At 63.3% G+C, this 23,916-nt stretch carries 31 protein-coding genes; 11 read left to right on the forward strand and 20 right to left on the reverse strand.

The window, feature by feature from the left end:
* Positions 1–89: 89 nt before the first annotated feature.
* Genes DBIPINDM_RS23730 through DBIPINDM_RS23745 form a run of 4 tightly spaced genes read right to left on the reverse strand, consistent with a single transcriptional unit; the run spans position 90 to position 3,585 of the window.
* Positions 90–1,079 (reverse strand): MDR family oxidoreductase, encoded by a 990-nt coding sequence (locus tag DBIPINDM_RS23730; protein WP_258581496.1) that lies wholly within the window; start codon positions 1,077–1,079, stop codon positions 90–92.
* 57 nt (positions 1,080–1,136) lie between these two features.
* Positions 1,137–1,634, reverse strand: coding sequence for a signal peptidase II (gene lspA / locus DBIPINDM_RS23735; RefSeq protein ID WP_027043264.1), 498 nt, complete (start codon positions 1,632–1,634; stop codon positions 1,137–1,139).
* Between the two features lie 13 nt (positions 1,635–1,647).
* Complete coding sequence (locus tag DBIPINDM_RS23740; RefSeq protein WP_258581497.1) at positions 1,648–2,505, reverse strand: TrmH family RNA methyltransferase; 858 nt, start codon at positions 2,503–2,505, stop codon at positions 1,648–1,650.
* Positions 2,506–3,585: a class I SAM-dependent rRNA methyltransferase gene (locus tag DBIPINDM_RS23745; RefSeq protein ID WP_258581498.1), complete on the reverse strand. Its 1,080-nt coding sequence runs from the start codon at positions 3,583–3,585 to the stop codon at positions 2,506–2,508.
* A 134-nt stretch (positions 3,586–3,719) separates the two neighbouring features.
* Between DBIPINDM_RS23745 and DBIPINDM_RS23750 the strand changes: the two genes are divergently transcribed.
* The 3 genes from DBIPINDM_RS23750 (at position 3,720) to DBIPINDM_RS23760 (ending at position 5,306) form a co-directional block, all read left to right on the forward strand.
* Positions 3,720–4,409 carry a helix-turn-helix transcriptional regulator gene (locus DBIPINDM_RS23750; RefSeq protein ID WP_258581499.1) on the forward strand — a complete coding sequence of 230 codons (690 nt, stop codon included), beginning with the start codon at positions 3,720–3,722 and terminating at the stop codon, positions 4,407–4,409.
* Positions 4,410–4,485: 76 nt separating this feature from the next.
* Complete coding sequence (locus tag DBIPINDM_RS23755) at positions 4,486–4,866, forward strand: VOC family protein (protein ID WP_258581500.1); 381 nt, start codon at positions 4,486–4,488, stop codon at positions 4,864–4,866.
* Positions 4,863–5,306, forward strand: coding sequence for an EVE domain-containing protein (locus DBIPINDM_RS23760; protein ID WP_258581501.1), 444 nt, complete (start codon positions 4,863–4,865; stop codon positions 5,304–5,306). Before DBIPINDM_RS23755 ends, DBIPINDM_RS23760 begins: the two co-directional genes overlap by 4 nt.
* On the opposite strand, the gene DBIPINDM_RS23765 is transcribed toward DBIPINDM_RS23760, so the two are convergent.
* The 4 genes from DBIPINDM_RS23765 to sppA form a co-directional block, all read right to left on the reverse strand.
* Positions 5,296–6,261, reverse strand: a complete 966-nt coding sequence (locus DBIPINDM_RS23765) for an ornithine cyclodeaminase family protein (RefSeq protein ID WP_258581502.1) — start codon at positions 6,259–6,261, stop codon at positions 5,296–5,298. The genes DBIPINDM_RS23760 and DBIPINDM_RS23765 overlap by 11 nt on opposite strands.
* 37 nt (positions 6,262–6,298) lie before the next feature.
* A complete protein-coding gene (locus DBIPINDM_RS23770) occupies positions 6,299–6,679 on the reverse strand; it encodes a DUF1049 domain-containing protein (RefSeq protein ID WP_258581503.1) in 381 nt (126 codons plus the stop codon).
* Between the two features lie 36 nt (positions 6,680–6,715).
* Complete coding sequence (locus DBIPINDM_RS23775) at positions 6,716–7,000, reverse strand: integration host factor subunit beta (protein WP_006200394.1); 285 nt, start codon at positions 6,998–7,000, stop codon at positions 6,716–6,718.
* A gap of 80 nt (positions 7,001–7,080) precedes the next feature.
* Positions 7,081–8,037 carry a signal peptide peptidase SppA gene (gene sppA / locus DBIPINDM_RS23780; RefSeq protein WP_258581504.1) on the reverse strand — a complete coding sequence of 319 codons (957 nt, stop codon included), beginning with the start codon at positions 8,035–8,037 and terminating at the stop codon, positions 7,081–7,083.
* 360 nt (positions 8,038–8,397) lie between these two features.
* Here sppA and lptC point away from each other — a divergent pair, with 360 nt between their 5' ends.
* The 6 genes from lptC to ptsN all read left to right on the forward strand — a co-directional run bounded on the left by lptC (position 8,398) and on the right by ptsN (position 13,670).
* Positions 8,398–9,111 (forward strand): LPS export ABC transporter periplasmic protein LptC, encoded by a 714-nt coding sequence (gene lptC / locus DBIPINDM_RS23785; RefSeq protein WP_258581505.1) that lies wholly within the window; start codon positions 8,398–8,400, stop codon positions 9,109–9,111.
* Positions 9,098–9,700: an LptA/OstA family protein gene (locus DBIPINDM_RS23790; RefSeq protein ID WP_258581506.1), complete on the forward strand. Its 603-nt coding sequence runs from the start codon at positions 9,098–9,100 to the stop codon at positions 9,698–9,700. Before lptC ends, DBIPINDM_RS23790 begins: the two co-directional genes overlap by 14 nt.
* Positions 9,700–10,518 carry an LPS export ABC transporter ATP-binding protein gene (gene lptB / locus DBIPINDM_RS23795; protein WP_258581507.1) on the forward strand — a complete coding sequence of 273 codons (819 nt, stop codon included), beginning with the start codon at positions 9,700–9,702 and terminating at the stop codon, positions 10,516–10,518. The genes DBIPINDM_RS23790 and lptB overlap by 1 nt, the downstream gene beginning before the upstream one ends.
* Before the next feature lie 250 nt (positions 10,519–10,768).
* A complete protein-coding gene (gene rpoN, locus DBIPINDM_RS23800; protein ID WP_258581508.1) occupies positions 10,769–12,295 on the forward strand; it encodes an RNA polymerase factor sigma-54 in 1,527 nt (508 codons plus the stop codon).
* 266 nt (positions 12,296–12,561) lie between these two features.
* Positions 12,562–13,146, forward strand: a complete 585-nt coding sequence (gene hpf, locus DBIPINDM_RS23805) for a ribosome hibernation-promoting factor, HPF/YfiA family (protein WP_095199513.1) — start codon at positions 12,562–12,564, stop codon at positions 13,144–13,146.
* A 59-nt stretch (positions 13,147–13,205) separates the two neighbouring features.
* Positions 13,206–13,670 (forward strand): PTS IIA-like nitrogen regulatory protein PtsN, encoded by a 465-nt coding sequence (ptsN, locus tag DBIPINDM_RS23810; protein WP_095199512.1) that lies wholly within the window; start codon positions 13,206–13,208, stop codon positions 13,668–13,670.
* A 69-nt stretch (positions 13,671–13,739) separates the two neighbouring features.
* Here ptsN and DBIPINDM_RS23815 read toward each other — a convergent pair whose 3' ends face one another.
* Together DBIPINDM_RS23815 and DBIPINDM_RS23820 are read right to left on the reverse strand one after the other, a co-directional pair.
* A complete protein-coding gene (locus DBIPINDM_RS23815; RefSeq protein ID WP_023760740.1) occupies positions 13,740–13,994 on the reverse strand; it encodes a DUF1150 family protein in 255 nt (84 codons plus the stop codon).
* 76 nt (positions 13,995–14,070) lie between these two features.
* A complete protein-coding gene (locus DBIPINDM_RS23820) occupies positions 14,071–14,496 on the reverse strand; it encodes an Hsp20 family protein (RefSeq protein ID WP_013893014.1) in 426 nt (141 codons plus the stop codon).
* A gap of 303 nt (positions 14,497–14,799) precedes the next feature.
* Here DBIPINDM_RS23820 and DBIPINDM_RS23825 point away from each other — a divergent pair, with 303 nt between their 5' ends.
* Entirely contained in the window at positions 14,800–15,744 is a 945-nt protein-coding gene (locus DBIPINDM_RS23825) for a nucleoside hydrolase (RefSeq protein WP_258581509.1), read from the forward strand.
* A gap of 31 nt (positions 15,745–15,775) precedes the next feature.
* Here the strand turns inward: DBIPINDM_RS23825 and DBIPINDM_RS23830 are convergent, their stop codons facing one another.
* The 9 genes from DBIPINDM_RS23830 to DBIPINDM_RS23870 all read right to left on the reverse strand — a co-directional run bounded on the left by DBIPINDM_RS23830 (position 15,776) and on the right by DBIPINDM_RS23870 (position 22,385).
* Entirely contained in the window at positions 15,776–16,156 is a 381-nt protein-coding gene (locus tag DBIPINDM_RS23830) for a hypothetical protein (RefSeq protein ID WP_258581510.1), read from the reverse strand.
* Between the two features lie 72 nt (positions 16,157–16,228).
* Entirely contained in the window at positions 16,229–16,843 is a 615-nt protein-coding gene (locus DBIPINDM_RS23835; RefSeq protein WP_258581511.1) for a LysE family translocator, read from the reverse strand.
* A 106-nt stretch (positions 16,844–16,949) separates the two neighbouring features.
* Positions 16,950–18,401 carry an amidase gene (locus DBIPINDM_RS23840; protein ID WP_258581512.1) on the reverse strand — a complete coding sequence of 484 codons (1,452 nt, stop codon included), beginning with the start codon at positions 18,399–18,401 and terminating at the stop codon, positions 16,950–16,952.
* A 1-nt stretch (position 18,402) separates the two neighbouring features.
* Positions 18,403–19,308, reverse strand: coding sequence for a ribokinase (locus DBIPINDM_RS23845; RefSeq protein ID WP_258581513.1), 906 nt, complete (start codon positions 19,306–19,308; stop codon positions 18,403–18,405).
* A gap of 152 nt (positions 19,309–19,460) precedes the next feature.
* A complete protein-coding gene (locus tag DBIPINDM_RS23850; RefSeq protein ID WP_258581514.1) occupies positions 19,461–19,943 on the reverse strand; it encodes a hypothetical protein in 483 nt (160 codons plus the stop codon).
* Positions 19,918–20,439 carry a hypothetical protein gene (locus DBIPINDM_RS23855; protein WP_258581515.1) on the reverse strand — a complete coding sequence of 174 codons (522 nt, stop codon included), beginning with the start codon at positions 20,437–20,439 and terminating at the stop codon, positions 19,918–19,920. The genes DBIPINDM_RS23850 and DBIPINDM_RS23855 overlap by 26 nt, the downstream gene beginning before the upstream one ends.
* Positions 20,406–20,798 (reverse strand): hypothetical protein, encoded by a 393-nt coding sequence (locus tag DBIPINDM_RS23860; RefSeq protein WP_258581516.1) that lies wholly within the window; start codon positions 20,796–20,798, stop codon positions 20,406–20,408. Before DBIPINDM_RS23860 ends, DBIPINDM_RS23855 begins: the two co-directional genes overlap by 34 nt.
* A gap of 20 nt (positions 20,799–20,818) precedes the next feature.
* Positions 20,819–21,289, reverse strand: a complete 471-nt coding sequence (locus DBIPINDM_RS23865) for a hypothetical protein (protein ID WP_258581517.1) — start codon at positions 21,287–21,289, stop codon at positions 20,819–20,821.
* Between the two features lie 220 nt (positions 21,290–21,509).
* A complete protein-coding gene (locus DBIPINDM_RS23870) occupies positions 21,510–22,385 on the reverse strand; it encodes a bifunctional helix-turn-helix domain-containing protein/methylated-DNA--[protein]-cysteine S-methyltransferase (RefSeq protein WP_258581518.1) in 876 nt (291 codons plus the stop codon).
* A 214-nt stretch (positions 22,386–22,599) separates the two neighbouring features.
* Between DBIPINDM_RS23870 and DBIPINDM_RS23875 the strand changes: the two genes are divergently transcribed.
* Positions 22,600–23,415 (forward strand): class I SAM-dependent methyltransferase, encoded by an 816-nt coding sequence (locus DBIPINDM_RS23875; RefSeq protein WP_258581519.1) that lies wholly within the window; start codon positions 22,600–22,602, stop codon positions 23,413–23,415.
* Between the two features lie 5 nt (positions 23,416–23,420).
* Here the strand turns inward: DBIPINDM_RS23875 and DBIPINDM_RS23880 are convergent, their stop codons facing one another.
* The gene (locus tag DBIPINDM_RS23880; RefSeq protein ID WP_258581520.1) at positions 23,421–23,915 is read right to left on the reverse strand and encodes a DUF2244 domain-containing protein; all 495 of its coding nucleotides are present in this window, start codon (positions 23,913–23,915) and stop codon (positions 23,421–23,423) included.
* Position 23,916 lies beyond the last annotated feature (1 nt).

Below are 23,916 nucleotides of genomic sequence, written 5' to 3' on the forward strand. Positions count from 1 at the left end.
TTTAGCTGATAGGGCGGTTTTATCCCGGTAGCGGCGGATTCGCCACTGGATTGGCAATCCGTCCGCTGCCCGCGACCAGCGAGGCGGGATTACATGTCGACGACGACGCGTCCGCGGATCTTGCCGTCGACGATGTCGCGTGCCGCATCGATGATGCCGTCGAAGCCGATGGTCGTGGACAGGCTGGCGAGCTTCTGCAGGTCGAGATCGGAGCCAATGCGCCGCCAGGCCTCGAGGCGCACAGCCTTCGGTGCCATCACCGAATCGATGCCAAGCAGCGAGACGCCGCGCAGGATGAAGGGGGCGACGCTCGACGGCAGATCCATGCCGCCGGCGAGGCCGCAGGCCGCGACCGCGCCACCATAGGAGGTCATCGACAGCACGTTGGCCAGCGTGTGGCTGCCGACCGAATCGATGCCGCCCGCCCAGCGTTCCTTGGCCAGCGGCTTGGCGGGCTGGTTGAGCTCGTCGCGCGAGATCACCTCGGCGGCGCCGAGGTTGATCAGATAGGGGCTTTCGGCATTGCGCCCGGTCGACGCAATGACGTGGTAACCGAGGCTGGACAGGATGGAGACCGCGACCGAACCGACGCCGCCGGCAGCACCCGTCACCACAACCGGACCGCGGTCGGGCAGGATGCCGTGCCGCTCCAGCGCCATGACGCAGAGCATGGCGGTGTAGCCGGCGGTGCCGACTGCCATCGCGTCATGCGGGCTGATGCCTTCCGGCAGCGGCACCAGCCAGTCGCCCTTGACGCGGGCGCGCCCGGCATAGGCACCGAAATGCGTCTCGCCGACGCCCCAGCCGTTCAGGATGACCTTGTCTCCCTTGCGCCAGTCGGGATTGGAGGACGAGATGACCGTGCCGGCAAAGTCGATGCCCGGCACCAGCGGCCAGCGGCGGACCACCGGCGCCTTGCCTGTAATGGCCAGCCCATCCTTGTAGTTCACCGTCGTCGCCTCGACCGCGACGGTGACGTCGCCCTCCATCAGGTCGGCATCGGTGAGGTCCGTCACGGCGACCGACTGTTTCTTGTCGGCGTCGCGCGAGACGAGGATGGCTTTGAAGGTTTCGGACATCTTTTTCTCCGCGAGCTGGCTTGGCGTCCTGGACTGTGCGGCGATGGCCGCGTGGGGTCAATCTTTGGAAGGCTTGGCGTTCGAAGGCTTGGGCTCGCGCCGCCAGCCGATGAGTTCGTCGAAGACGACCAGTGCCGCGCCCACGGAAATGAAGGCGTCGGCGAGGTTGAAGACGGCAAAGGACCAGACCGGCGTGTGGAACAGGATATAGTCGATGACATGACCGTAGACGGCGCGGTCGATCAGATTGCCCAGCGCGCCGCCGATGATCAGGGCAAATCCAGTGCGGGCGATGACGTGGGCCGATGGCGTGCGGGTGGCGAGGTAGAGCACGAAAGCGACGACCAGCACGGCGATGACCACCAGGCCGGTGTCGCCGAAGGAGGAGAACATCGAGAAGGCGATGCCGGTGTTGTAGGTGCGAAACAGCGCCAGGAACGGCACCAGATCGAGCTTTTCCTGGAAGGGCAGGCCGGTCTCGACCAGGTGCTTTATCCACTGATCGAGCGCGATGGCCGCGACGACGAGCAGCGCGTAGGGGGACCATGATCTCACGGGCGGGCAACCTTCATTGCTGGTCGGCGATTGGTTCGAGCTTCAGCGCGCCGCGCCGGATCTCGAACAGCATGATGCCGGTGGCGACGGCGAGATTGAGCGAATCGGCGCGGCCGGCTTGCGGAATCCTGAGCAACCGGTCGCAGCTCGCGGCCAGGCTTTCGGGCAGGCCCTGCTGCTCGTTGCCCATCATCAGCAGCACCGGCCCACGGGAAAAATCGACCGAGCGGTAATCGACCGCGCCCTTCAGATGCGTACCGGCGACGAGGCCTGAAAACCCGCCGCGCCAGGCAAGGAACGCCTCGGTTGTTGCCTTCGCCACCGGCACGGCGAAGATCGAACCCATTGTGGCGCGCACCGTCTCGACGGAAAACGGATCGGTGGTGTCGCCGACCAGGATGACGCCCTTGGCGCCGACGGCATCGATGGTGCGGATGACGGTGCCGAGATTGCCGGGATCGCGCACCCGGTCGAGCGCCACCCAGACATCGCCATTGTCGGCGCGGATATCCTTCAGGGCCAGGAATTTCTGCGAGAAGACGCCGACCACCATTTGCGGATTGTCGCGGCGGGTGATGGCGACAAGCACCTTTTCCGACACTTCGAGAACCGTGCCGCCGGCGGCAACCGTGCGCGCCGCGACCTTTTCCACCGCAGGATTGCCACGCCCGGCCTTGGCGAACACAAGCGTCCTGATCTGCCAGCCGAGGTCGAGCGCATCGATGACCAGCTTCAGCCCCTCGGCCATGAAGGCGTTCTGTTGGTCGCGGAATTTCTTCAAGGCGAGCGCCTTGATGTCCTTGATCAGCGGATTGGCGAGGCTGGTGATTTCCTTCACCTGGCCGGGTGCGCCGACGTGCCGCTCGTTCATTCAGGCCACCCAACGCGAAAACAATGAGGTCGAAAGCGCCCTGCCGGCGGACTTTTCACGGATGATCAGCTCACCCGATTCAACCCTGCCGCCCATGCCGGCGAAGGTATCGCGCATCAGAGCGTGGATGGCGAAGAAGGAGGCGCGGATCGAGTAGGCGGTCAGCACCACGGCAAGCGGTTTCGGCGTCAGGATAGCCCGGCATAGGTCGGTCAATGCCGGCAGGTCCTCGAACAATTGCCAGACCTCGCCCTTGGGGCCGCGGCCATAGGCCGGCGGATCGAACAGCACGATGTCGTAGCGGCTGCCGCGGCGCTCCTCGCGCTCGGCGAATTTCACCGCGTCGTCGACGATCCAGCGGATCGGCTTGCCGCCGAGCCCGGCCATCTCCTGGTTTTCACGCGCCCAGCCGATCGCCTTCTTCGAGGCATCGACATGGGTCACCTCGGCGCCCGCGCGGGCGGCCACCAGCGAGGCAAGGCCGGTATAGCCGAACAGGTTGAGCACCTTGACCGGCCGTCTGGCCGCCGCGATCAGCCCGGCCATATGGTCCCAGTGCGAGGCCTGCTCGGGAAAGACGCCGACATGGCGAAACGAGGTGAAACGGCCGAGATAATCGATGCCGTCGTGCTTCATCGGCCAGGTCTCGCCGAGCGGCGTCTTCGGGAAACGCCAGCGGCCGATGCCTTCCTCGTCGGTGTCGCCGGTGAAGATGGCGTCGGCACGCTCCCAGTCCTTCGCCGGCAAGGCCCTCTGCCAGATCGCCTGGCCCTCGGGCCGCACGATGCGGTAGGGGCCGTATTGTTCGAGTTTTTCGCCGGCGCCGCTGTCGAGCAGGGCATAATCGGCGTTGGGCGCCACTTCGAGGATTACCGGAAGCTGCTCGGCCGGCAGCGACCCTTCGCGGCGGGCGAGGATGCGCGGTGCGGATTTTGGTTCGGGTTGGCTGTCCGGTTTCACGTCGCGCGGTTCGCGCGGCCTGGCGTCCGGCCGCCCACGCGGCTCGTGCAGACGTGCCTCTCCGGTTCCGCCTTTTGCGGGCGGGCGGCTGTCGCGGCGTTTGTCGCGAAAAGACTTCAAGCAGGAGCATCTCCGAGCGGCGTGCCGCTTTTGGCATAGGGCAACCGGCTTCGCAACCAAGTCCGCCGCGGCCACCCTTCCATTCATGTCGGCCAGTGATGGACCAATGTCAAAGAAACAGGCAAATCTGCTTGATGTCCCGCTCCGAACGCCTGCTCGACCTCATCCAGTGCCTGCGCCGGCATCGCCGGCCGGTGAGCGGGCACACGCTGGCCGATGAGCTCGGGATTTCGATCCGCACGCTCTACCGCGACATCGCCACGCTGCAGGGGCAAGGCGCGCCGATCGAGGGCGAGGCGGGGCTGGGCTATGTGCTCAAGCCCGGCTTCATGCTGCCGCCGCTGATGTTCAGCGACGAGGAGATCGAGGCCATCGTGCTCGGCTCGCGTTGGGTGGCCAAGCAGCCGGACCAGCGCCTGTCGGCCGCTGCCGCCAACGCGCTGGCCAAGATCGCGGCCGTGCTGCCGGATGACCTGCGCGAGGATCTCGATGCCTCGACGCTGCTGGTCGGGCCTGCCATGACGGCCATTGAAGGCATAGACCTCGGCGTCGTGCGGCAGGCCATCCGCAACGAACGCAAGCTTGGCTTTCTCTATCGCGACGCGGGGGGTGCTGCTTCGCAACGTGTCGTCTGGCCGTTCGCGCTCGGCTTCTTCGACAAGGTGCGGGTGGTGGTGGCCTGGTGCGAGACGCGGCAGGATTTCCGGCATTTTCGCGCCGATCGCATATCCGGCCTCGACGCCATCGATGCGCGCTATCCGCGCCGGCGCCAGGCGCTGCTCAAGGAATGGCGGGCGACGCTCGACAAGCCGCGTAGGTCATGACGGCTACTGCCAGAATCTGACAGTAGTGCATCTTATATCAGCCAAGTCGAAACGCTGAACATCTTGGAGAGCACACATGACCACCCCGAATTTCGTCATCCTCTATGTCGACCGGCCGCTGGAGAGCGGCGCCTTCTACAGCGCGCTGCTGGGGCGCGAGCCGGTCGAAAGCGCGCCGACCTTCGTGCTGTTCGTGCTCGACAACGGCTTCAAGCTCGGCCTCTGGTCGCGCCATACGGTCGAGCCGGCGGCGGCCGCGTCCGGTGGTGGCGCCGAGATCGTGTTTGCGCTGGAGACGCCTGACGCGGTCGACGCTACCCATGCCGACTGGTCCGGACGCGGCTTGAAGATCCTGCAGACGCCGACCGACATGGATTTCGGCCGCACTTTCGTTGCGCTCGATCCCGACAATCACCGCCTGCGTGTCTACTGGCTGTCCAATGGGGAACAGAAATGAGCGCGTATTGGATCGCCGTGGCGTCGGCGCAGCATGTCCGGCGCGGTCGGGCCGCCGGGTTCATGCAGGTCAACCACGGCAAGGCGGCGCCTCTGCGCCGCGTCAAACCTGGCGACGGCATCATCTACTATTCGCCGACCACAATTTTGGGCGAAAAGGATGGCCTGCAGGCTTTCACGGCAATCGGCACCGTGCGGGAAGGCGAGCCCTATCAGGGCGAGATGGGCGGCGGCTTCACGCCGTTTCGCCGCGACGTCGAGTGGATGGCGGCTGAGGAAGCGCCGATCAAGCCACTGCTCGACCAGCTGGATTTCACCGCCGGCAAGTCGAACTGGGGGTATCAGCTTCGCTTTGGTCTTTTCGAAATCAACGATCACGATTTTCGTCTGATCGCCGACGCGATGGGTGCCGCGAAGACGCTTGCAGAGGCTACGGCTTGAGAGCCTTGTAGACGGCGATCCCGGCGGCAAGGTCCTCGAGTGCTGCGCCAACCGACTTGAACAGCGTGATCTCGTCGGCGCTTGCGCGACCCTTCTTCTGGCCGCGCGCCAGTTCATGCAGGTCGGCGAGGATGGCTTCCGGCTTCAGCACGCCCGACGCAAGCGGGATGACGATGTCGCCGGCCTCCTTGGTGGCGCCGGCGCGGGTGTCGACATAGACGCTGGCGCGCCGGATCGCATCGTCGTCGCTTTCGCGCATGGTCGGCGTGAAACCACCGACCATGTCGACATGGGCCCCCGGCTTCAGCAGCGCGCCCTTGATCAGCGGCTTGGTGGCGATCGTTGCCGAAGAGATGATGTCGGCCTCGCCAAGTTCGGCATCGAGATCACTTGCAGCACTTGCCGCGAAGCCGTCGGCGCGCAGATCGGTCGCGACCTTCTCGGCATTGGCCAGCGTCCGGTTCCAGATGCGGATGGTCTTGATCGGCCGCACGGCTGCATGCGCTTTGGCGAGAAAGGGCGACAGTGCGCCGGCGCCGATCACCAGCAGCCTGGAGGCGTCCTCGCGCGCCAGATAGGAAGCCGCCAGCGCCGAGGCGCAGGCGGTGCGCCACTGCGTCAGCCGCTGGCCGTCGATCAGGGCTTCAGGCTCGCCGGTGGCGCCGTCGAGCAAGAGATAGAGACCCATCACCGCGGGCTTGCCGATGGCGTTGTTGTCTGGTGAGACGGTGACGATCTTGACGCCGATATGGCCACCGGAAGACGTGCCGGCGGCGTTGAAATCGGTCCATGCCGGCATCAGCAGCAAGGTCGAGGCCGCACCATCAGGCCGTTCGACTGGGTGATGATGCCTGACGGGCTGCACCGCACCCTCGCGGAAAGCCGTGCGCAGCGTCTCGACCAGTCCGGGAAAAGTCAGCGCATGATCGACCTCGGCGGCCGAAATGGTCAGCATGAAAAGCTCCGTGGAAAGAAAGGCGCCGGCCGGCCGCTCAATTGGTCGGCTTTGGCAATGCTGATCCTTGGGCTGATCCTTGGGCCGATCCTTGGACTGATCCTGGGACCGACCCCTGCGGTGCCGAGGGCGCGCGGCTGACTGCCTGGCGAAGGTTTTCGGCCTCGACGCCGCGCTGGCGCGCCAGCTTGCGGTAGCGGCCCTGCTTGACCCAGGTCGCCAGGCTGCCGACGATCATGCCGATGGCGAGCGCCAGGAACAGGAAGATGAACAGCGGCAAGGTGAGCGTCAGCTTCGGATTGCCGGGATTGAACGGGTCCAGCGTGAAGGCGACGAGTTCGCGGTTGGCGACGGCCAAGGCAATCAGAATGATCGCCAGGGGCACGAAGACCACGATGAGCATGAAACGATTGAGCATTGTGTTTTCCGTCGGAAGCAGGCGCTGAAGCCGCGCTTACTTGCCGCCGTTCAGCCTTTCGCGCAGTTCCTTGCCGGTCTTGAAGAACGGCACCCATTTCTCCTCGACCTCGACGGATTCGCCGGTGCGGGGGTTGCGGCCGGTGCGGGCGGGGCGGTTTTTCACCGAAAAAGCACCGAAGCCGCGCAGCTCGACCCGGTTGCCTTCGGCAAGGGCGTCGGTGATCTCGTCGAAGATCGCGCCGACAATGTTTTCGACGTCGCGCAGGAAAAGATGTGGATTGCGCGTGGCAATAATCTGCACAAGTTCGGACTTGATCATCAGACGGGTCCCCGTGAAAGCAGTGCGGTCGAAATTATGAGGATGATTTTATTGGCTTTTTCAGCTGTCCCAAACGGCGCTCAAGGGTGCCAGACGGAAACGAGGCCGTCAAGAAACAAGCGGTCGGCGCCAAGTTCGTGGATGACATCGCCGCTGTAGTCCGGCAGGCCGAGCGCGCTGCCGACCGTTTTCACCATGGCTTTTGACCACAGGAAGCTGCCGCGCCGGTCAGTGTCTTTCCATTCGACCACCTTGAGCTTGGCGTCGACACCCTTGGTCGCGAGCCAGTCGATCGCCTCGGTCTCGCCACCAACGGCGTCGATCAGGCCGTTGGCGACACCCTGGCGGCCGGTGAAGATCGACCCGTCGGCAAGCGCGAGTGCCTGTTCGTGGGTCATCTTGCGGCGTTCGGCGACGATGCCGACGAACCAGTCGTAGCTGTCGAGGATAAGCTTGCGGACCATGGCGCGCTCGTCGTCATTGGTCGGCTTGAAGGGAGAGGGCGAGGCCTTGAGCGGTGAGGATTTCACCTCCTCCAGCTTGATGCCGAGCTTGTCCATCAGGCCGCTGACGTCAGGATACTGGATGAGCACGCCGATCGAGCCGACGATCGAGGTCTTGCGGGCGACAATGTGGTCAGCCGCACTGGCAATCATGTAGCCCGCCGATGCGGCGAGCGTGCCGACTTCGGCCACGACCGGCTTGTCGGCCGCCACCTTGCGCACCTCCTCGTAGATCGATTCACCGCCGACAGTGGTGCCGCCGGGTGAATCGATCGCAAGGATCACGCCTTTCACCTTCGACGACTTGCGGATGTCCTCCAGCCGCTTGATGAGTTCCTCGTCCTCGGTGATCGTGCCTTCGATCCTGACCTTGGCGATGTGATCGACAGTCGAGCCGCCGAGATCGTCGCGATAAAACCAGGCCGACAGCGCAATCACGCCGAGTGCCACGATGCCGATGGCCGCAATACGCCAGAATGTCAGCTTGCGCCGCAAACGGCGGCGGTCGATCAGGTCGTCGGCTCTCAGTGCCATGGTCAGCCTCACAGTCGGCGGGAAGGGACGCTTTTAGACCATGATGTCCTTATCGGGAAGCAGTTCCGTCTTCGATATTGCGCGGCAATCCGCCCAAAGCGATCCCAATACTGTCTGTTTTGTGACTGGCCTGCGCAAGGGACGCAAGGTAAGGGGGAGAAACGGCGGCGATGAAAAAACGGCGCAGGCGCGTCCATTTCTGCTATGAAGTACCGGCTGTTGTGCCGACCTCGTTTTCGTTTGTGCAACCACAGTTGTCACATTTTTGCGGTTTTCGTGGGCTTGTGCTTGCTTGAGGGCGCCGGCCCCCCACCTATAGGCGGTGCTCCCGGGCGGGCAGGGGTTTAGAAGAAAGCAGTCATGTTAGCGCGATCGAATGAACCGACCAGCCCCGAGATGGAGTTGGCTCCCCCGGCGGATGGCTGGGAGCGGGGCGACGCGTTCGACCGCGCCCAGCGTCATTCGCGCCGCGTGCGGGTGCTCAAATTCGCCGTGCCCCTGGCCGCGGCGCTGATCGCGGTCGCCTTCCCGGTCTATTCCTATCTGGCCGCACCGATCTCCGTCGCGGTGCAGACGGAAGGCACCGCCTTTTCCAACGGCAAGCTGGTGATGGCCAATCCCAAGCTCAACGGTTTCACCAAGCAGAAGCAGCCCTATTCGATGACAGCCCTGCGGGCGATACAGGATGTCAACACGCAAGGCATCATCGAGCTCGAAGGCATAGACGCCAAGGTGCCGGTCGGGCCGGACAATGTCGCTGCGATCAAAGCCTCGCGCGGGACCTACGATCGCGACGGCAATACGATGAAAATGACCAGCGACGTCGTGATCACCACGACCGACGGCATGCAAGCCAAGTTCAAATCGGTCTTCCTCGACATGGGCAAAGGCACTATGAAGACGGATGATCCCGTCGATGTCAGCCGTGGCGGGTCGCAGATCACAGCGGATTCCCTGTCGGTCCAGGACAATGGCAAGGTCCTGGTGTTCGAGAACAGGGTGCGCGTCAACATCGATCCCGCCGCTCTGAAGGCGGCTGAGGCAAAGGGCGAAGAAGCGAATGTGGCTCAATAGTTCGACACGGCTTGTGGCCGCAACCTCGGCGCTGCTCCTGCTGGCGCTGGCGCCGTCGCTGGCACAGTCCAGTGCCAGCGGCCAGATGTCCGGGCTCAAACTGTCCGGCGACCAGCCGATACAGATCGAAAGTGACAAGCTGGAGGTCCGGCAGGCTGAGAATCTCGCCGTGTTCACCGGTAACGTCACGGTCGTCCAGGGGCCAACCCTGCTCAAGGCCGGCAAGATGATGGTCTATTACGTCAAGGATCCCAACGCGGCGGCCAAGGGCACCGAAGCGGCGGGCGCCGCGATGACCGGCTCCGCCAACATCGACCACCTCGAAGTCAGCGGCAAGGTCTACATCAAGTCGAACGACCAGATTGCAACCGGCGACAACGGCACTTTCGACATGAAGACGCAGGTGCTGGTCCTGTCCGGCAAGGAAGTGGTGATGTCGCAAGGTCCTAATGTGCTCAAGGGTTGCAAGTTGACCGTGCAGATGAAGACTGGCCTCGCAAACGTCGATGGTTGCGGGGGACGTGTCATCATGTCGATGACGCCCCCGCCCAAATCGGATGCGTCGAAATCGGGAGCGACGAACCCCTGATGGCCAGCCTGTCATCGCTGACGGCGCGTCTTCCGGGACGAGCCGCAAGCACGATTTCGGCTCCGGCCACGATCACCGTCGACAAGGCGAAGTTCAAGGGAACCTTGATCGCCAAGGGCCTGACCAAGAGCTACAAGGGCCGCAAGGTGGTCAGTGGCGTCACGCTCGGCGTGCGTGCCGGCGAGGCCGTCGGGCTGCTCGGCCCAAACGGTGCCGGCAAGACGACGTGTTTCTACATGGTCACCGGCCTGGTGCCGGTGGATGAAGGCACGATCGAGATCGACGGCTTCGACGTCACCTCGATGCCGATGTATCGCCGTGCGCGCCTCGGCATCGGCTATCTGCCGCAGGAGGCGTCGATCTTCCGCGGCCTCAATGTCGAGCAGAATATCCGCGCCGTGCTCGAAGTGGTCGAAAAGGACCGCAAGGTGCGCGAGCGCAGTCTCGACGAACTGCTCGAGGAATTCCACATCAGCCATCTGCGCAAGGCGCCATCCATGTCGCTCTCCGGCGGCGAGCGGCGGCGCCTGGAGATTGCGCGCGCGCTGGCGACGCGCCCGGCCTACATGCTGCTCGACGAGCCCTTTGCCGGCATCGATCCGATCGCTGTCGCCGACATCCAGCAACTGGTGCGCCATCTGACGGCACGCGGCATCGGCGTCCTCATCACCGACCACAATGTGCGCGAGACGCTCGGGCTGATCGACCGCGCCTACATCATCCATGCCGGCCAGGTGCTGACCCATGGCCGCGCCGACGAAGTGGTGGCGAACCCGGATGTGCGGCGGCTTTACCTCGGCGAGGGTTTTACGCTCTGACTCTTTTTTCGCGCAATTCCGGACCGCAACGCAGTTGTCCTGGAATTGCCTTAGGCGTGAAATTTGTTTCCTGACACGATTTTTTGCGTGTAACGGGATGTTTTTCCGCGATTTTGCTCCGAGATAACGCTCCGGTAAGCGGCTTTTGCTAGGCTTTGCCTTGACAAGCAAAAGCCGGGCCAGTTTCTATGGTCGGCCGCGAAATTCATTTCCGGTAAGTCTGCGTAGAGGAGGCGTTTGAAACCGAACCATGGCGTTGGCGGCGAAACTACAGCTCCGACAGTCGCAGTCGCTGGTGATGACGCCGCAGCTGATGCAGTCGATTCGGCTGCTGCAGTTCACCCATGTCGAGCTCGAGCACTTCATCGACGAGGAGATCGAGCGCAACCCGCTTCTGGAGCGCGCCGAGCCGCAGGACGACGCTGCGAGCGACCAGGCGCAGAAGACCGAGGCCGAGCCGCAAGCGGCCGCCGACGGCGACTGGTTCGAGAACGAGGCGGGATGGAGCGCCGAGGCGATCTCGGAAAAACTCGATACGTCACTGGAAAACCTGTTTCCCGACGATCCCGGCACCAGCGAGCGGCTCGGACCCGACCTGACGGCGCAATGGAAATCGGCTTCCGGCAATGGCGGTGGCTCCTCGTCCGAGGGGCTTGACGCCGGCGACATGGCGGCGGGCGCCATCACCTTGCGCGACCATGTCGGCGAGCAGGTCGCACTCGCCTTCGCCGATCCCGCGGCGCGGCTGATCGCGGCCGACCTCGCCGACGGGCTCGACGAGACCGGTTATTTACGCGCGGACCTGGCCGAGGTCGCCGTGCGTCTTGGCGCCGACGCTGCCACGGTGGCCAAGGTGCTGGCGGTGTGCCAGACTTTCGAGCCGGCCGGCCTGTTCGCCCGCGATCTTGCCGAATGTCTTTCACTGCAGCTTGCGGTACGAGACCGCCTCGATCCGGCGATGAAGGCCCTGGTCGCCAATCTCGAACTTCTGGGGCGGCGCGATTTCCAGGCGCTGAAGCGGATCTGCGGCGTCGACGAGGAGGATTTGCTCGACATGCTGGCCGAGATCCGGGCGCTCGATCCGCGCCCGGGCATGGCGTTTTCGGGCGGCGCCAGCGACGCCATCGTCGCCGATGTCGAGGTGCGTGCGGCCAATGACGGCAGCTGGACCGTCGAACTCAACGCCGAAACGCTGCCGCGTGTGCTGGTCGACCATATCTATTTCGCCCAGGTCTCGCCGCATGCGAAGAACCAGGCGGAAAAGGATTTCCTGGCCGAGTGCCTGCAAAACGCCAACTGGCTGACGCGCAGCCTCGACCAGCGGGCAAAGACGATCCTCAAAGTGGCTTCGGAAATCGTGCGCCAGCAGGATGCGTTCCTGGTCCATGGCGTGCGCCAGCTGAAGCCGCTCAATTTGCGCACGGTGGCGGACGCCATCGGCATGCACGAATCGACCGTCAGCCGCGTCACCGCGAACAAATACATGCTGACCCCGCGCGGCGTGTTCGAACTGCGCTATTTCTTCACCGCTTCGATCGCCGCGTCGGGCGGCGGCGACGCGCATTCCTCTGAAGCGGTGCGGGATCGTATCAAGCAGCTGATCGACGAGGAGAAACCCGTCGACGTGCTGTCCGACGACGCCATCGTCGACATGCTCAAGGAGAGCGGCGTCGATATTGCAAGGCGCACGGTCGCCAAGTACCGGGAAGGCATGAATATTCCGTCTTCCGTGCAGCGCCGGCGCGAGAAGCGGGCGCTCGCCAGCGCCGGCCGTTAGGCGCTTGCGATTTTCCACAGCTTTCGAGCTTCATTGACAAGCCGTGGGGAAGTGGCTAGAAGCCCGCCCGCATGAGACGGGCCCGATGCCCGCTAGCGGATGGTCCGTCACGACAATGGCCTCGGGACGGTCAAAAGGGCGGCTTGTGATCAACCGGAAAGTTCGGATTTAAATCGGCGCGAGTGACGCCGCAAAGCTTGTGCGCACGGATCACGAGTATAAACTCAGGCCAGTTTGAAGCCTGAGCAAGGAAGGTCAGTTTTCAGATGAATCTGCGCATATCGGGAAAACACATGGATATCGGCGATGCGTTCCGCACACGCATCAACGATCGTGTCGGCGAAGCGATCGGCAAATATTTCGATCGCGGTTTTGCGGGACACGTCACTGTCATCAAATCGGGCTCGCGCTATTCGGCGGATTGCATGATCCGGCTGGATTCCGGCGCCTCGCTACAGGCCACCGGTGATGCCCAGGATCCGACGCTCGCCTTCGAGGCCGCGGCCGATCGGCTGGAGACCCGGCTTCGGCGCTACAAGCGCCGTCTCAAATCGCACAATTCGGGCAATGGCAATGACGGGTTGACCGACATCGCCTATACGGTGATGGCGCCGCTTGCCGATGACGACGAGGAGATCCCGGAGGATTTCGCGCCGGCCATCGTCGCCGAATCGACCATGACGCTGAAGACCATGTCGGTGGCCTCGGCGGTCATCGAACTCGATACCAAGGACAGTCCGGTGTTCGTTTTCCGCAACGCCGGAACCGACCATCTCAATATCGTCTATCGCCGGCCCGACGGAAACATTGGCTGGATCGACCCGTCCACGACCAAGGTCGCACAGGGATAAAAGCCGGCCGCACGAGGGGTGGGGACTGGTGACGGCAGGCGAACAAGGGATTTTCAAGCATGGATCTGAGCGATCTTATCAGCGTTCCGGCGATTTTGCCGGCGTTGAAGGCGAACTCCAAGAAGCAGCTTCTGCAATTGCTGTCCGAACGGGCCGCAGGGATTTCGGGCATTCCGGAGAGGGAAGTGTTCGACACCATCCTGCAGCGTGAGCGGCTGGGCTCGACCGGCGTCGGCAACGGCATCGCCATTCCGCATGGCAAGCTCGCCGGCGTGAAGCGCATTGCCGGTGTTTTCGCCCGGCTGGAAACGCCGGTCGATTTCGAGTCGCTGGATGACCAGCCTGTCGATCTGGTGTTTCTGCTGTTGGCGCCGGAAGGGGCTGGCGCCGATCATCTGAAGGCCCTGTCGCGCATCGCGCGGGTGCTGCGCGATGCCGACACGGTGGCCAAGATCAGGGGAACGCGCGACGCCACGGCGATCCACGCGCTGTTGTCGGACACGCAGGCCTCGCACGCGGCCTGAAGCCATTTTTGAATGAATTCGCCAAGGGCCGCCGAGAGCGGCCCTTTTCGTTTCAGCCTGCCAATCGCCTTAATGGATGGCGACGGTGGTCAGGTCGTTTTCCATGGCGCCGGCCAGTGCGCGGTCACGCGCATCGGAAAGCAGGATCGGCTGGCCATTGGCGGCAAACAGCGCCCACAGCTCCATGCCGGGGGCGATTTCACCGAGATTGGGGAAACGTCCGAGCAACTCGTCGCTCGAGACCTTGCGCAGATAAGCGACCGAGCCCTCGCCGAGATGGGCGAATTCGCCATTGGTCATGGTGATATTTTCAGTTCTGGTCATTTCAAGCCTCCTTGGCGCGAGGACGCCGCCCTTTCCGGGGCAATAGGCCATCCCGCATGAGAGCCATCGGTAAAGATCAGTCTTTCACCGATATGTTTATTTTCCGTACCAACCGTTCGGACTCCGGCCGATCGAGGTCGATCGACAAAAGGCCGTTTTTCAGCTCCGCCGCGATCACCCGCATGCCGTCGGCCAGCACGAAGCAGCGCTGGAACTGGCGCGCGGCGATGCCGCGATGAAGAAATTCGCGCTCGGTGTCGTCGGTCTGACGGCCGCGCACGACCAGCTGGTTTTCCTCCGTTGTCACATCGAGATCGCTTTCGGCGAAACCGGCGACGGCGAGCGTGATGCGCAGCCTTTCGGCCTTGCCGTCGGCACCGCTGAGCCGTTCGATGTTGTAGGGAGGGTAGCTGTCACCGGATTTCGCCAGGCGCTCCAGGGTCTTTTCCATGGCGTCAAAACCAAGGAGAAGCGGGCTGGAGAAAGGCGTCATTCGGCTCATGTTACACTGTCCTCTCAAGAGCGACATAAAGTGGAAAAACCCGGATGGCATTTTTCCCGATGCTCTTGATATGGTCCGCCCCGCGACCAAGTTCAAGCCACCAGAAGACCCGCCCAAAAAGACCCGGCCTTGGACTCACAGGAATAATCGACATGGCGCTTGAAACGACGCGCGGATGCAAGGAGAAGCGCTGGGGTCGGGGCCGTTCCCGGTCGAGCGGTTCGGCAGCCTGCAGCCGGTTCAGCGTCCTTCAGGCGTGCGATCGGCCCGGTGAGCTCACGGCCAGCCAAACAAGGAATTGAAATGCCCCAAGCACGCAAGATCATCATCGACACCGACCCCGGCCAGGACGACGCCGTCGCCATTCTGCTGGCGCTCGGCAGCAGTGAGCTGGAGATCGTCGGCATCACCGCCGTTGCCGGCAACGTGCCGCTGAAATTAACCGAAAAGAATGCCCGCAAGATCTGCGAACTGGCCGGCCGGCCGGAGATCAAGGTTTATGCCGGTGCCATCCGTCCCTTGGCGCGCACACTGGTCACCGCCGAGGAAGTGCATGGCAAGACCGGCCTCAACGGGCCGCAACTGCCCGAACCGACGATGAGGCTGCAGGAGCAGTATGCCGTCGACTTCATCGTCGAGACGCTGATGAAGGAAGAGAGCGGTACCATCACGCTCTGCCCGCTCGGGCCGCTGACCAACATCGCGCTGGCGCTGATCCGCGAACCGCGCATCGCGCCGCGCATCAAGGAAATCGTGCTGATGGGCGGCGGCTTCTTCGAGGGCGGCAACGTCACGCCGGCAGCCGAATTCAACATCTATGTCGATCCGCAGGCCGCTGATCTGGTGTTCAAGTCCGGCATTCCGATCGTGATGATGCCGCTTGACGTCACCCACAAGGCGCTGACCACCACCAAGCGCACGCAGGCTTTCCGCAAGCTCGGCACCAAGGTCGGCATCGCGACCGCCGAGATGCTGGAATTCTTCGAGCGTTACGACGAGGGCAAATACGGCACCGATGGCGGGCCGCTGCACGACCCCTGCGTCATCGCCTATCTGCTGAAGCCGGAGCTGTTCAAGGGCCGCAACTGCAATGTCAGCGTGGAAACCGCCTCGGAACTGACCATGGGCATGACCGTGATCGACTGGTGGGGCGTGACCAAGCGGGAAAAGAACGCCATGGTGATGCGCGACATCGACCATGACGGCTTCTTCGCGCTGTTGGTGGAGAGGCTGGGGCGGCTCAACTGACGGTCAGAGCAGACCTCGTGAGCACGCGTCTTCACCCATTGAGCAATCGATAGGTGTCGGCGCCCTGCTTGTGGTGTTGCCGCTCAATGGGAATGAGCGAGCCGACAAGATGCGGTCGGCTGACATCGTCGTCGATCGATATCCGCGTATTGTCGTCATCAAGGCGTACATCGTAGGTGTAGTATAGGTTGTGGCCTACCATGGCATACGGATTGATAGGCTTCACTCTGATGTATTCGACCACGCCCATCACGCGTTGGGTGGCAACGACCGGATTGGTTTGAAACTCCACCACGGCGATGGATTTCATCAGCGCGAAGGCGCAAAAGAAAGCGACGCCGATCACCGCGTCGCTGTACTCGTATTGCCAAATAAGCAAGCGATTCCGAAAGGAAACGTTTGACTTTTTCATGTTGAAGAGTTGTGCGTTGCGGCACAACTCTTCAATATGTCTCTGCAAAAAAATAAAGAAGGCGCTTCGCCGTTACTTCGACCTTGAAAACGCCAGCCACAGGCCACCGCCGACCAGGAAGCTGCCGCTGATCCTGGACATGAGCTTGATGCGGCTGGCCGACAGCTGGCGCCCGGCGCGGCTGGCGGCGAGCGCATAGGTCGAATCCGATAGGGCGGCGAAGATCATGGCGGTCAGGCCCATGACGACGATCTGCAGCGAGTAGTTGCCCTGCGGCGCGATGAACTGCGGAAAGAAGGCGCCGAAGAATACCAGCGTCTTGGGATTGCTCAGCGCCACCAGCAGGCCCTGCAGGAAGAAGCCGCCGCGCGGCCTTCTCGCCGTTCCATCGGCATTCAGCGTGCCCTTGGAGCGGAACATCTGTACGCCCATCCAGATCAGATAGGCGGCGCCGATCAGCCTCACCCATTCAAACCAGTGGCCCATGCCCGCGATCAGCGTGTTGAGGCCGATGCCGACGATGGCGATCATGATGGCAAGGCCTGCCTGTGTGCCGGCGACATTGGCGAGACCGGCGCGGGCACCATGGCGAATGCTGTTGGCGATGATCAGCGTGACCGTCGGACCGGGCACAAGGATGATGACGATGCAGGCGAGGACATAAGCGGCGTAGAGTTCCAGCGACATGATTTTTCCTCAAAATGCCGCCAATGCGGCGTAGTGGACGACAATCAATGCATGACGAAAGCCTCCGCGCAAGACATGCGCGAAGCGCTGCGCCGATGTGCTCGCGTCAAGCGCCAGCCTGCCACGGCAGCGTCACCTCATAGGCTGCGGCCGCCTTAAGCACTGCAAGGTCGCCGCGCGGCCGGCCGATCAGCTGCATGCCCATTGGCCGGCCCTTGCCGTCGAAGCCGACCGGCACATTGACCGCCGGGCAGCCGCCCAGCGTGGCAAAGGCTGAGACCTGCATCCAGCGGTGATAGCTGTCCATCGGTCGTCCGGCGACCTCGCTTGGCCAGTGCATTCCGATTTCGAACGGGAAGACCTGCGCGGTCGGCAGCGCGATCAGATCGAAGCGCTCGAAGATCGACAGCAGCGTGCGATGCCAGGAGGTGCGGATGACCGAGGCCGCGCGGATCTGCGGCGCCGTCAGCCGCATGGCGTTCTCGACTTCCCAGATCGCTTCCGGCTTCAGCAGGCCGCGCCTGGAAGGGTCATCGTAATGGACTTTAAGGGCGCAGCCGCTGCTGGCCTGGCGCAGCGTCACGAAGGCCTGCCACAGCGCTTCGAAATCGAAATCCGGTAGCAAGGGTTCAACTGGGAAGGATGCACCCGCGAACCGGCCAAGTGCCGCCTCGCATAGATCGAGGATGCCGGCTTCGACCGGCAGATGGCCGCCGAGGTCGCCGAGCCAGGCGATGCGGCCGCTGGTTGCTGGCGTTGCAAGCCCTTCGAGGAATGAGCCTGGTTTGTCATAGGACAGGGGCGCCTGCGGATGGTAGCCCGCCTGTACGTCGAGCAGCAGCGCCATGTCGGCGACGTTGCGACCCATCGGCCCCTCGACGCCCATCTGTGCATGAAAGACCTCGAAGTCCGGCCCGCCGGGCACAAGTCCCTGCGACGGGCGGAAACCGTAGACATTGTTCCAGGCGGCCGGATTGCGCAGCGAACCGCCGAAGTCGCTGCCGTCGGCGACGGGCACCATGTCGAGCGCCAGCGCCACCGCCGCACCGCCGCTCGAGCCGCCGGCGGTGAGCGCCGGATCGAAGGCGTTCAGCGTCGGCCCGAAGACGTTGTTGTAGGTGTTGGAGCCGAGCCCGAATTCGGGGACATTGGTCTTGCCGATGATGATGGCGCCGGCGTCGCGGATGCGCTCGACGAAGAAATCGTCTTCCTGCGGCACGAAATCGGCAAAGATCGGCGAGCCGAAGGAGGTCCTCAGCCCCGTGGTCGAGGCGAGGTCCTTGATGGCGATCGGCAAGCCGAAGAGCGAGCCGGTTTCGATACCTGCCTGCCGCCTGATATCGGCCGCATCGGCCTCGCGCAGGATATCGCCGCGGTCGCGCAACGAGACGATGGCGTTGACCAGCGGGTTGACCGTTTCGATGCGGTCGAGGAAGGCTGTCACCACCTCGCGTACGGAGAGTTTCTTGCGGCGGATCGCGTCGGCAAGCTCGATGGCTGACAGGCGGCAGATATCGCCGGCCGGCGGCACGGCATGTTTCGTCTGGGGACGCATCATTTCAGCGGGCTTCCTGCAAGGCCTGATCGACATCCTTGGCCAGTGGGATCGCCGGTTGAGCGCCAGGCTTGAGGCATGCGAGCGAGCCGGCCGCACCGGCGCGCGCCAGTGCCTTGTCGAGCGCAAGGCCGGACGCCAGGCCGGCAGCGAAGTAGCCGCAGAAGGTGTCGCCGGCGCCGACCGTGTCGACAGGTGTGATCTTCATGGCCGCAACGGTCAGGAAATCATTCGGTGTCGCCGCCATGACGCCGTCGCCGCCGAGCGTGACGACGATGGTGCGACCAGTTTTCGCGGCGAAGTCGCGCATGCGTGCCGCCCGGTCGCGGCCGTTCAGTGCAAGCGCCTCGCCATAGAGGTCGAACTCGGTCTCGTTGGCGACGGCATAATCGGCCTTGCCGAGGAAAGCCGCCGCATCGCCCTGGAAAGGAGCGGTGTTGAGCACGGTGATGGCGCCGGCCGCCCGTGCCTGATCGAGTGCGGCGTCTACGGTTGCCAGCGGGATCTCGTGCTGTAAAAGCACGACATCGCCCTTTTTCAGAAAGGCCTTGGAGAGGTCGCCGGGCACCACGGAAGCATTGGCGCCGGGCACCACGGCGATGATGTTCTCGCCGTCGTCGCCGACCATGATCAGCGCCGTGCCGGTCGAGGCAAAGGTTTCCCCGACGCCCGACAGGTCGACCTTGGCCTCGCGCAGCAATGCCAGCGCCTCGGCGGCGAAACTGTCCCTGCCGACGGCGCCGACCATGCGCACCGGGACACCGGCGCGCGCGGCGGCCAGCGCCTGGTTGGCGCCCTTGCCGCCCGGCGCCGTGGCGAAACCGGAGCCGCTCACCGTCTCGCCGGGGGTCGGCAAGCGGTCGACTCTGGCGATAAGGTCGAGGTTGATCGAGCCGATGACGATAATCAAGCAAGGCCTCCTGCCGGCACAAATTCAAGGTGTTGGAACGTCCACGGAGCGTTCGGGCGAACGCAGGGCTTTCCAATCGCGCGGGAAGCTAACCTGTAAGGCTGCCGCTTGCCAGACCACGCGAATGGTCCAGCCCAATTTGTGGCGTCATGCTATTCACAGCGCACGGTGACGATGCCCTGATAGGTGCCGGCGGGAAAGATACCGCTCGACTTGGTGGCGGTGAGATCGACTTGCATGGGGTGGGTGCCGTTGACGACCCTTTGCGGCACGCTTCCGTTGATGTCGACCCCGGAGCCATCAAGGCGGAAGACCGAGACGAAGGTCACGTTGGTGTCGCCACCGCTCGGCGCGGACGAGAATGCGGCAGGCGGCGGCGCCGAAACCGAGTAGCAGTCCAGCAGGTTAAGCAGGGTGCACAGAAGCGAGCTTGCCACGACGGTGGCGCTGGCACTCGATCCGCCTGCCTGTTTGGATCCCAATATACTGATGGCGGGATTTGCCTTCATCGTTCCCGATGCCCCGACCATGATGGTGCACGTGCCGATGATCGCCGCTTGCACCGGAAGGCAGAAGCCGGCAAGGACTGCCCCCGCAAGCAGTGCGCGGCTATTTCTTCTTCTTTTTCTTGCCATCGCTGTTTCCGGTCCTGATGCTCCAGCCCTCGTTGGCCCACCCCGGTGATGCGGCCGTGGTGGCGGGTGCGCTGGTGGCCACGCTCGCCGTCTGGCCGTCGCCGCCGAGATCCATTTTGAGAAGTTTCAGCTCCAGCTGCAGGCGCTGGACCTCAAGTTCGTACAGCCGGCTGCAGTCGAGACGCTTCGGCGTACGCCCGATCGGGATCACCACCCGGCCGTAGGTGGCGACGCCATTGTCCGTCTGGTTGTTGCCTCTGATAACGCCGAGATCGACATAGGCACCGGAACCGGAGACCGCGGAACGGCAAGTGGTGCCGTCGGCGGCGTGGACCTCGTCCTGGCCCTGGGGCAAGGTGACACCGGGCAAATTGAAGCCGTTCTCGTTCTGGTTGAGATTGTAGATCTGGTCCTGGGCTTGGGTTGGAACGGTGCTTGTCACAGCAACCGCGAGTGCCAGCGTCAGGATTTGCGATGTCCAAAGAACTTTCCGCATATCTGCGCCTTTATCTGCGTCTGCTGGTTGGGAAAGGGGATGCTTTCGGTACAGATACGCACTTTACGCTCGGCGGCGCCGCCGAAAGGCACGACCACAAGGACAGGACGAGAGGCCTGGGCACCGAGCTGGAAGACAGCCGGCGATATCCTGGCGTCCACCGGCTGAAAATCCTGATCGTAGACGTGGATTTCGACCTTGATCTTCTGATCGTATGGATTGGCCGGGAATACGCGGACCGCGAAGACGTCGGTGAAACTGTTGACCTCGCCGCGCATCGGCGACATCGACTGTGCCGCCGCGGCAACAGGGATCAAGCCGACGGCCAGCGCCGTCGCCAGGGTTCCGAAAAGTGTCAAGGATGCCTCCTTCCCGAGCGCTATTCGCAGCGAAGCGTTACCGTTGCCTGATAGTTTCCGTTGGCGAAGCGGTTGCTGCCGCCCTTGGTGCCGGCGAGGTGGACCGAGACAAGGTCGGCGCCAGGTGTGCTGATGGCGGTCGCCGAGCTGGTCTCGACGATGGAGTGCGCACCCGCGGCGGAGTAGGTTGGTGTCCAGGTGGTCGATGTCGTGTCGGCCGACGGCACCGTCGTGGTGGTGACAGGGCCGACGCTCAGCGACACGCCGCCTGTCGTCGTCAGCGTGACGGTTCCGGCCGAGCCGCCGCTGTTGTGGGAGCTGAGGGTCTGGAGGTCGGGACTGACCGTCATCGTGCCATTGGTAGCAATGACAAGGGTGCAGGTCGGGGTGATCGTGCCATTGAAAATGACATTTTGCGTCGTAGCCATTGCTGGCTGGCCCAGACATGCGATCAGCAAGGCGGCACCGAAGGCGGTGCGAAACGACTTCATCGAGACCTCCTATTAAGTCGGATAGCCGAATTAACAGGAGTTATGATCGCTTTATCGTGGTTAAATTTAGCGTAGACTTAAATATCTCGTACAAATAATAACTATTAATAAACCGATGGTTGTCCCCGGTTGTGTCCTGAATTTCGGACAAAATTCAAGTAATACTTTCCGCATAACAATATCTGTAAATTTCTTCAGCGAAAACTGGAAAAACGATATTTCACGACACTTGCCCCGCCTCCCAGCCCAGTATGGCGCGCTTGCGGGTCAGGCCCCAGTGGTAGCCGGTGAGGTCGCCGGACTTGCCGATGGCACGGTGGCAAGGCACCACGAAGGAGAGCGGGTTGGCGCCATTGGCGGCACCGACCGCCCGGCTGGCGCTTGGCGCGCCGATGCTGGCGGCGATCGAGGAATAGGTGCGGGCCTTGCCCATCGGGATCTGCAGCAGCGCCTCCCAGACGCGGACCTGGAAGTCGGTGCCGATCATGACAACATGCAGCGGCTGGTCGGGGCGCCACAGCGTCGAATCAAAGATGCGCGCGGCATAAGGCCCGGTCGCGGCCATGTCCTCGACATAGATGGCGTTTGGCCAGCGGCTGGACATGTCGGCGAACGACGCACGTTCCTCGCCGGGGTCGCTGAAGGCGAGGCCGGCAAGCCCACGGTCGGTGGCCATGATGAGGGCGGTGCCGAACGGCGAGGGGTGGTAGCCGTAGCGGATGGTCAGCCCGGCACCGCGCGTCTTGTAGTCGCCCGGCGACATCGCCTCGTGGGTGACGAACAGGTCATGCAGCCGGCCGGGACCTGACATGCCCAGTTCGAACGAGGTTTCGAGCAGTGGCATGCCGGAATCGAGCAGCCGGCGCGCATGGTCGAGCGTCACCGCTTGCAGGAACGCCTTGGGCGACAGGCCGGCCCAGCGGGTGAAAAGTTTCTGCAGGCCGGTCGGCGTCTCGCCGACCTCTTCGGCAAGCTCCTCGAGCGAAGGCTGGTCACGATAATCGAGGCTGATCTTCTCGATGGCGCGGCGCACGATCTCGTAATCGCTGCCTTGCGGCGTGATGTCCTTTTTGAGGACTGCTGTCTGTGTGTTCATCGACTGTCTCCTTGGACAGGAATATCGCCCCTTGGGGCGCCGATCGCCACCCGAAACTTGCCTTCTTGCCGCGCATGCCCAGATAGACTCGGGTTTTCGAGAGCCTGTTCCATCCCGATGTGTCGGGATGGGGCTCTATCTCTGTGTTCGAGCATGATCTTTTCCGAAAACCGGTATCCACTTTTCGGGATCATGCTCTTGCGAGGAGCCGCTCATGGTTGGCGAGAAAGTGCATTTGACCGGGGCAAAGGAAACCTTGCTGATGACGCTCTACGGCAAGGCGCTGGAGAGCCGGCTGCCGCATTCGCTGCTCAGGGATCATTTCGCCGACGAGGCGGTGCGCAAGATCGACTATGATTTTGCGAGGCTCAAGGTCGACGAGAATCTCGGCATTGGCCTGGCGATCCGGGCCAAGACACTGGACGTTCGTGTTGAGGATTTTCTGGCCAGAAATCCCGGCGCCATCGTGCTGCATCTAGGTTGCGGGCTCGACACGCGCATCTTCCGTGTCGATCCATCGCCAGGCGTGGGCTGGTTCGATGTCGACTATCCCCAGGTCATCGAACTCAGGCGCAAGCTCTACCCGTCCCGCGACCATTACCACCTCATCGCTTCGTCGGTGACCGAGCCCGGCTGGCTGGCTGACGTGCCCCGCAACCGCCCGGCCATCGTGGTGGCGGAGGGGCTGACGCCTTATCTGCCCGCCGACGAGGGGCTGCGCCTGGTTTCGCGGCTTGTCTCGCATCTTGCCGGCGGCGAGCTGATGTTCGACGCCTACAGTCGTTTCGGCCTGACGCTGCTTCGCCTCAACCCGACCATCAAGGCGACGGGCGCCGAGGTCCACTGGGCGATCGACGATCCGCACGAGCTGGAACTGGCGGTCCCGAAGCTGCGGTTCGTCGAGGATATTTCCGCCTACAAGCCTGAACATGCCGCTCGCATGGGCTGGTCCGCCAAACTGTTCGTCCGCCTTTGGAAACACATTCCGACGCTGCGCAAGGTCGGCAGGCTTTTGCGCTATCGTTTTTAGCCGGTTCAGCGCGCCTTGGCGGTCGCCAGCGCGCGCGAAAAGGCGGTGGCAAAGCTCTCGCGGGACTCGGGATCGAGAAAACCGCCGATCGGTACGTTCTGGCCTTGCCCTTCGACCGTCATTTTGGTGATGCCGATCTCGGCGTGACGGGCGACCGAAAACCGCGCCCAGAAAGGGTTGAAGCGGTGCGCTTCCGACTTTCCCGAAGGAGCCGTCTTGCGGATGTCGAGCCTGGTGCGCGAGACCGACACTTCCTCGCGGGCGCGGGCGGCGCGATAATTGGCGCGGAAGGCGATGTAGACGGCGACCACGTCGAGGCCGAAGAAGCCGAACACCGGCCAGGCACCACGCGACAGGAAAAACGCGCCGGTCACCAACCAGCCGAACAGCAGCGCGCCCATCAGGATCAGGAAGCCCATCCTGCCCAGCGAACGGTGTGGGGTCAGCAATGCGTGAAAGAAGGGCTCGTCAGCCTGAAACGAGGCGTTTGTGTCGCTCATG

This window comes from Mesorhizobium sp. AR02 (assembly GCF_024746835.1).
Classification (GTDB): domain Bacteria; phylum Pseudomonadota; class Alphaproteobacteria; order Rhizobiales; family Rhizobiaceae; genus Mesorhizobium.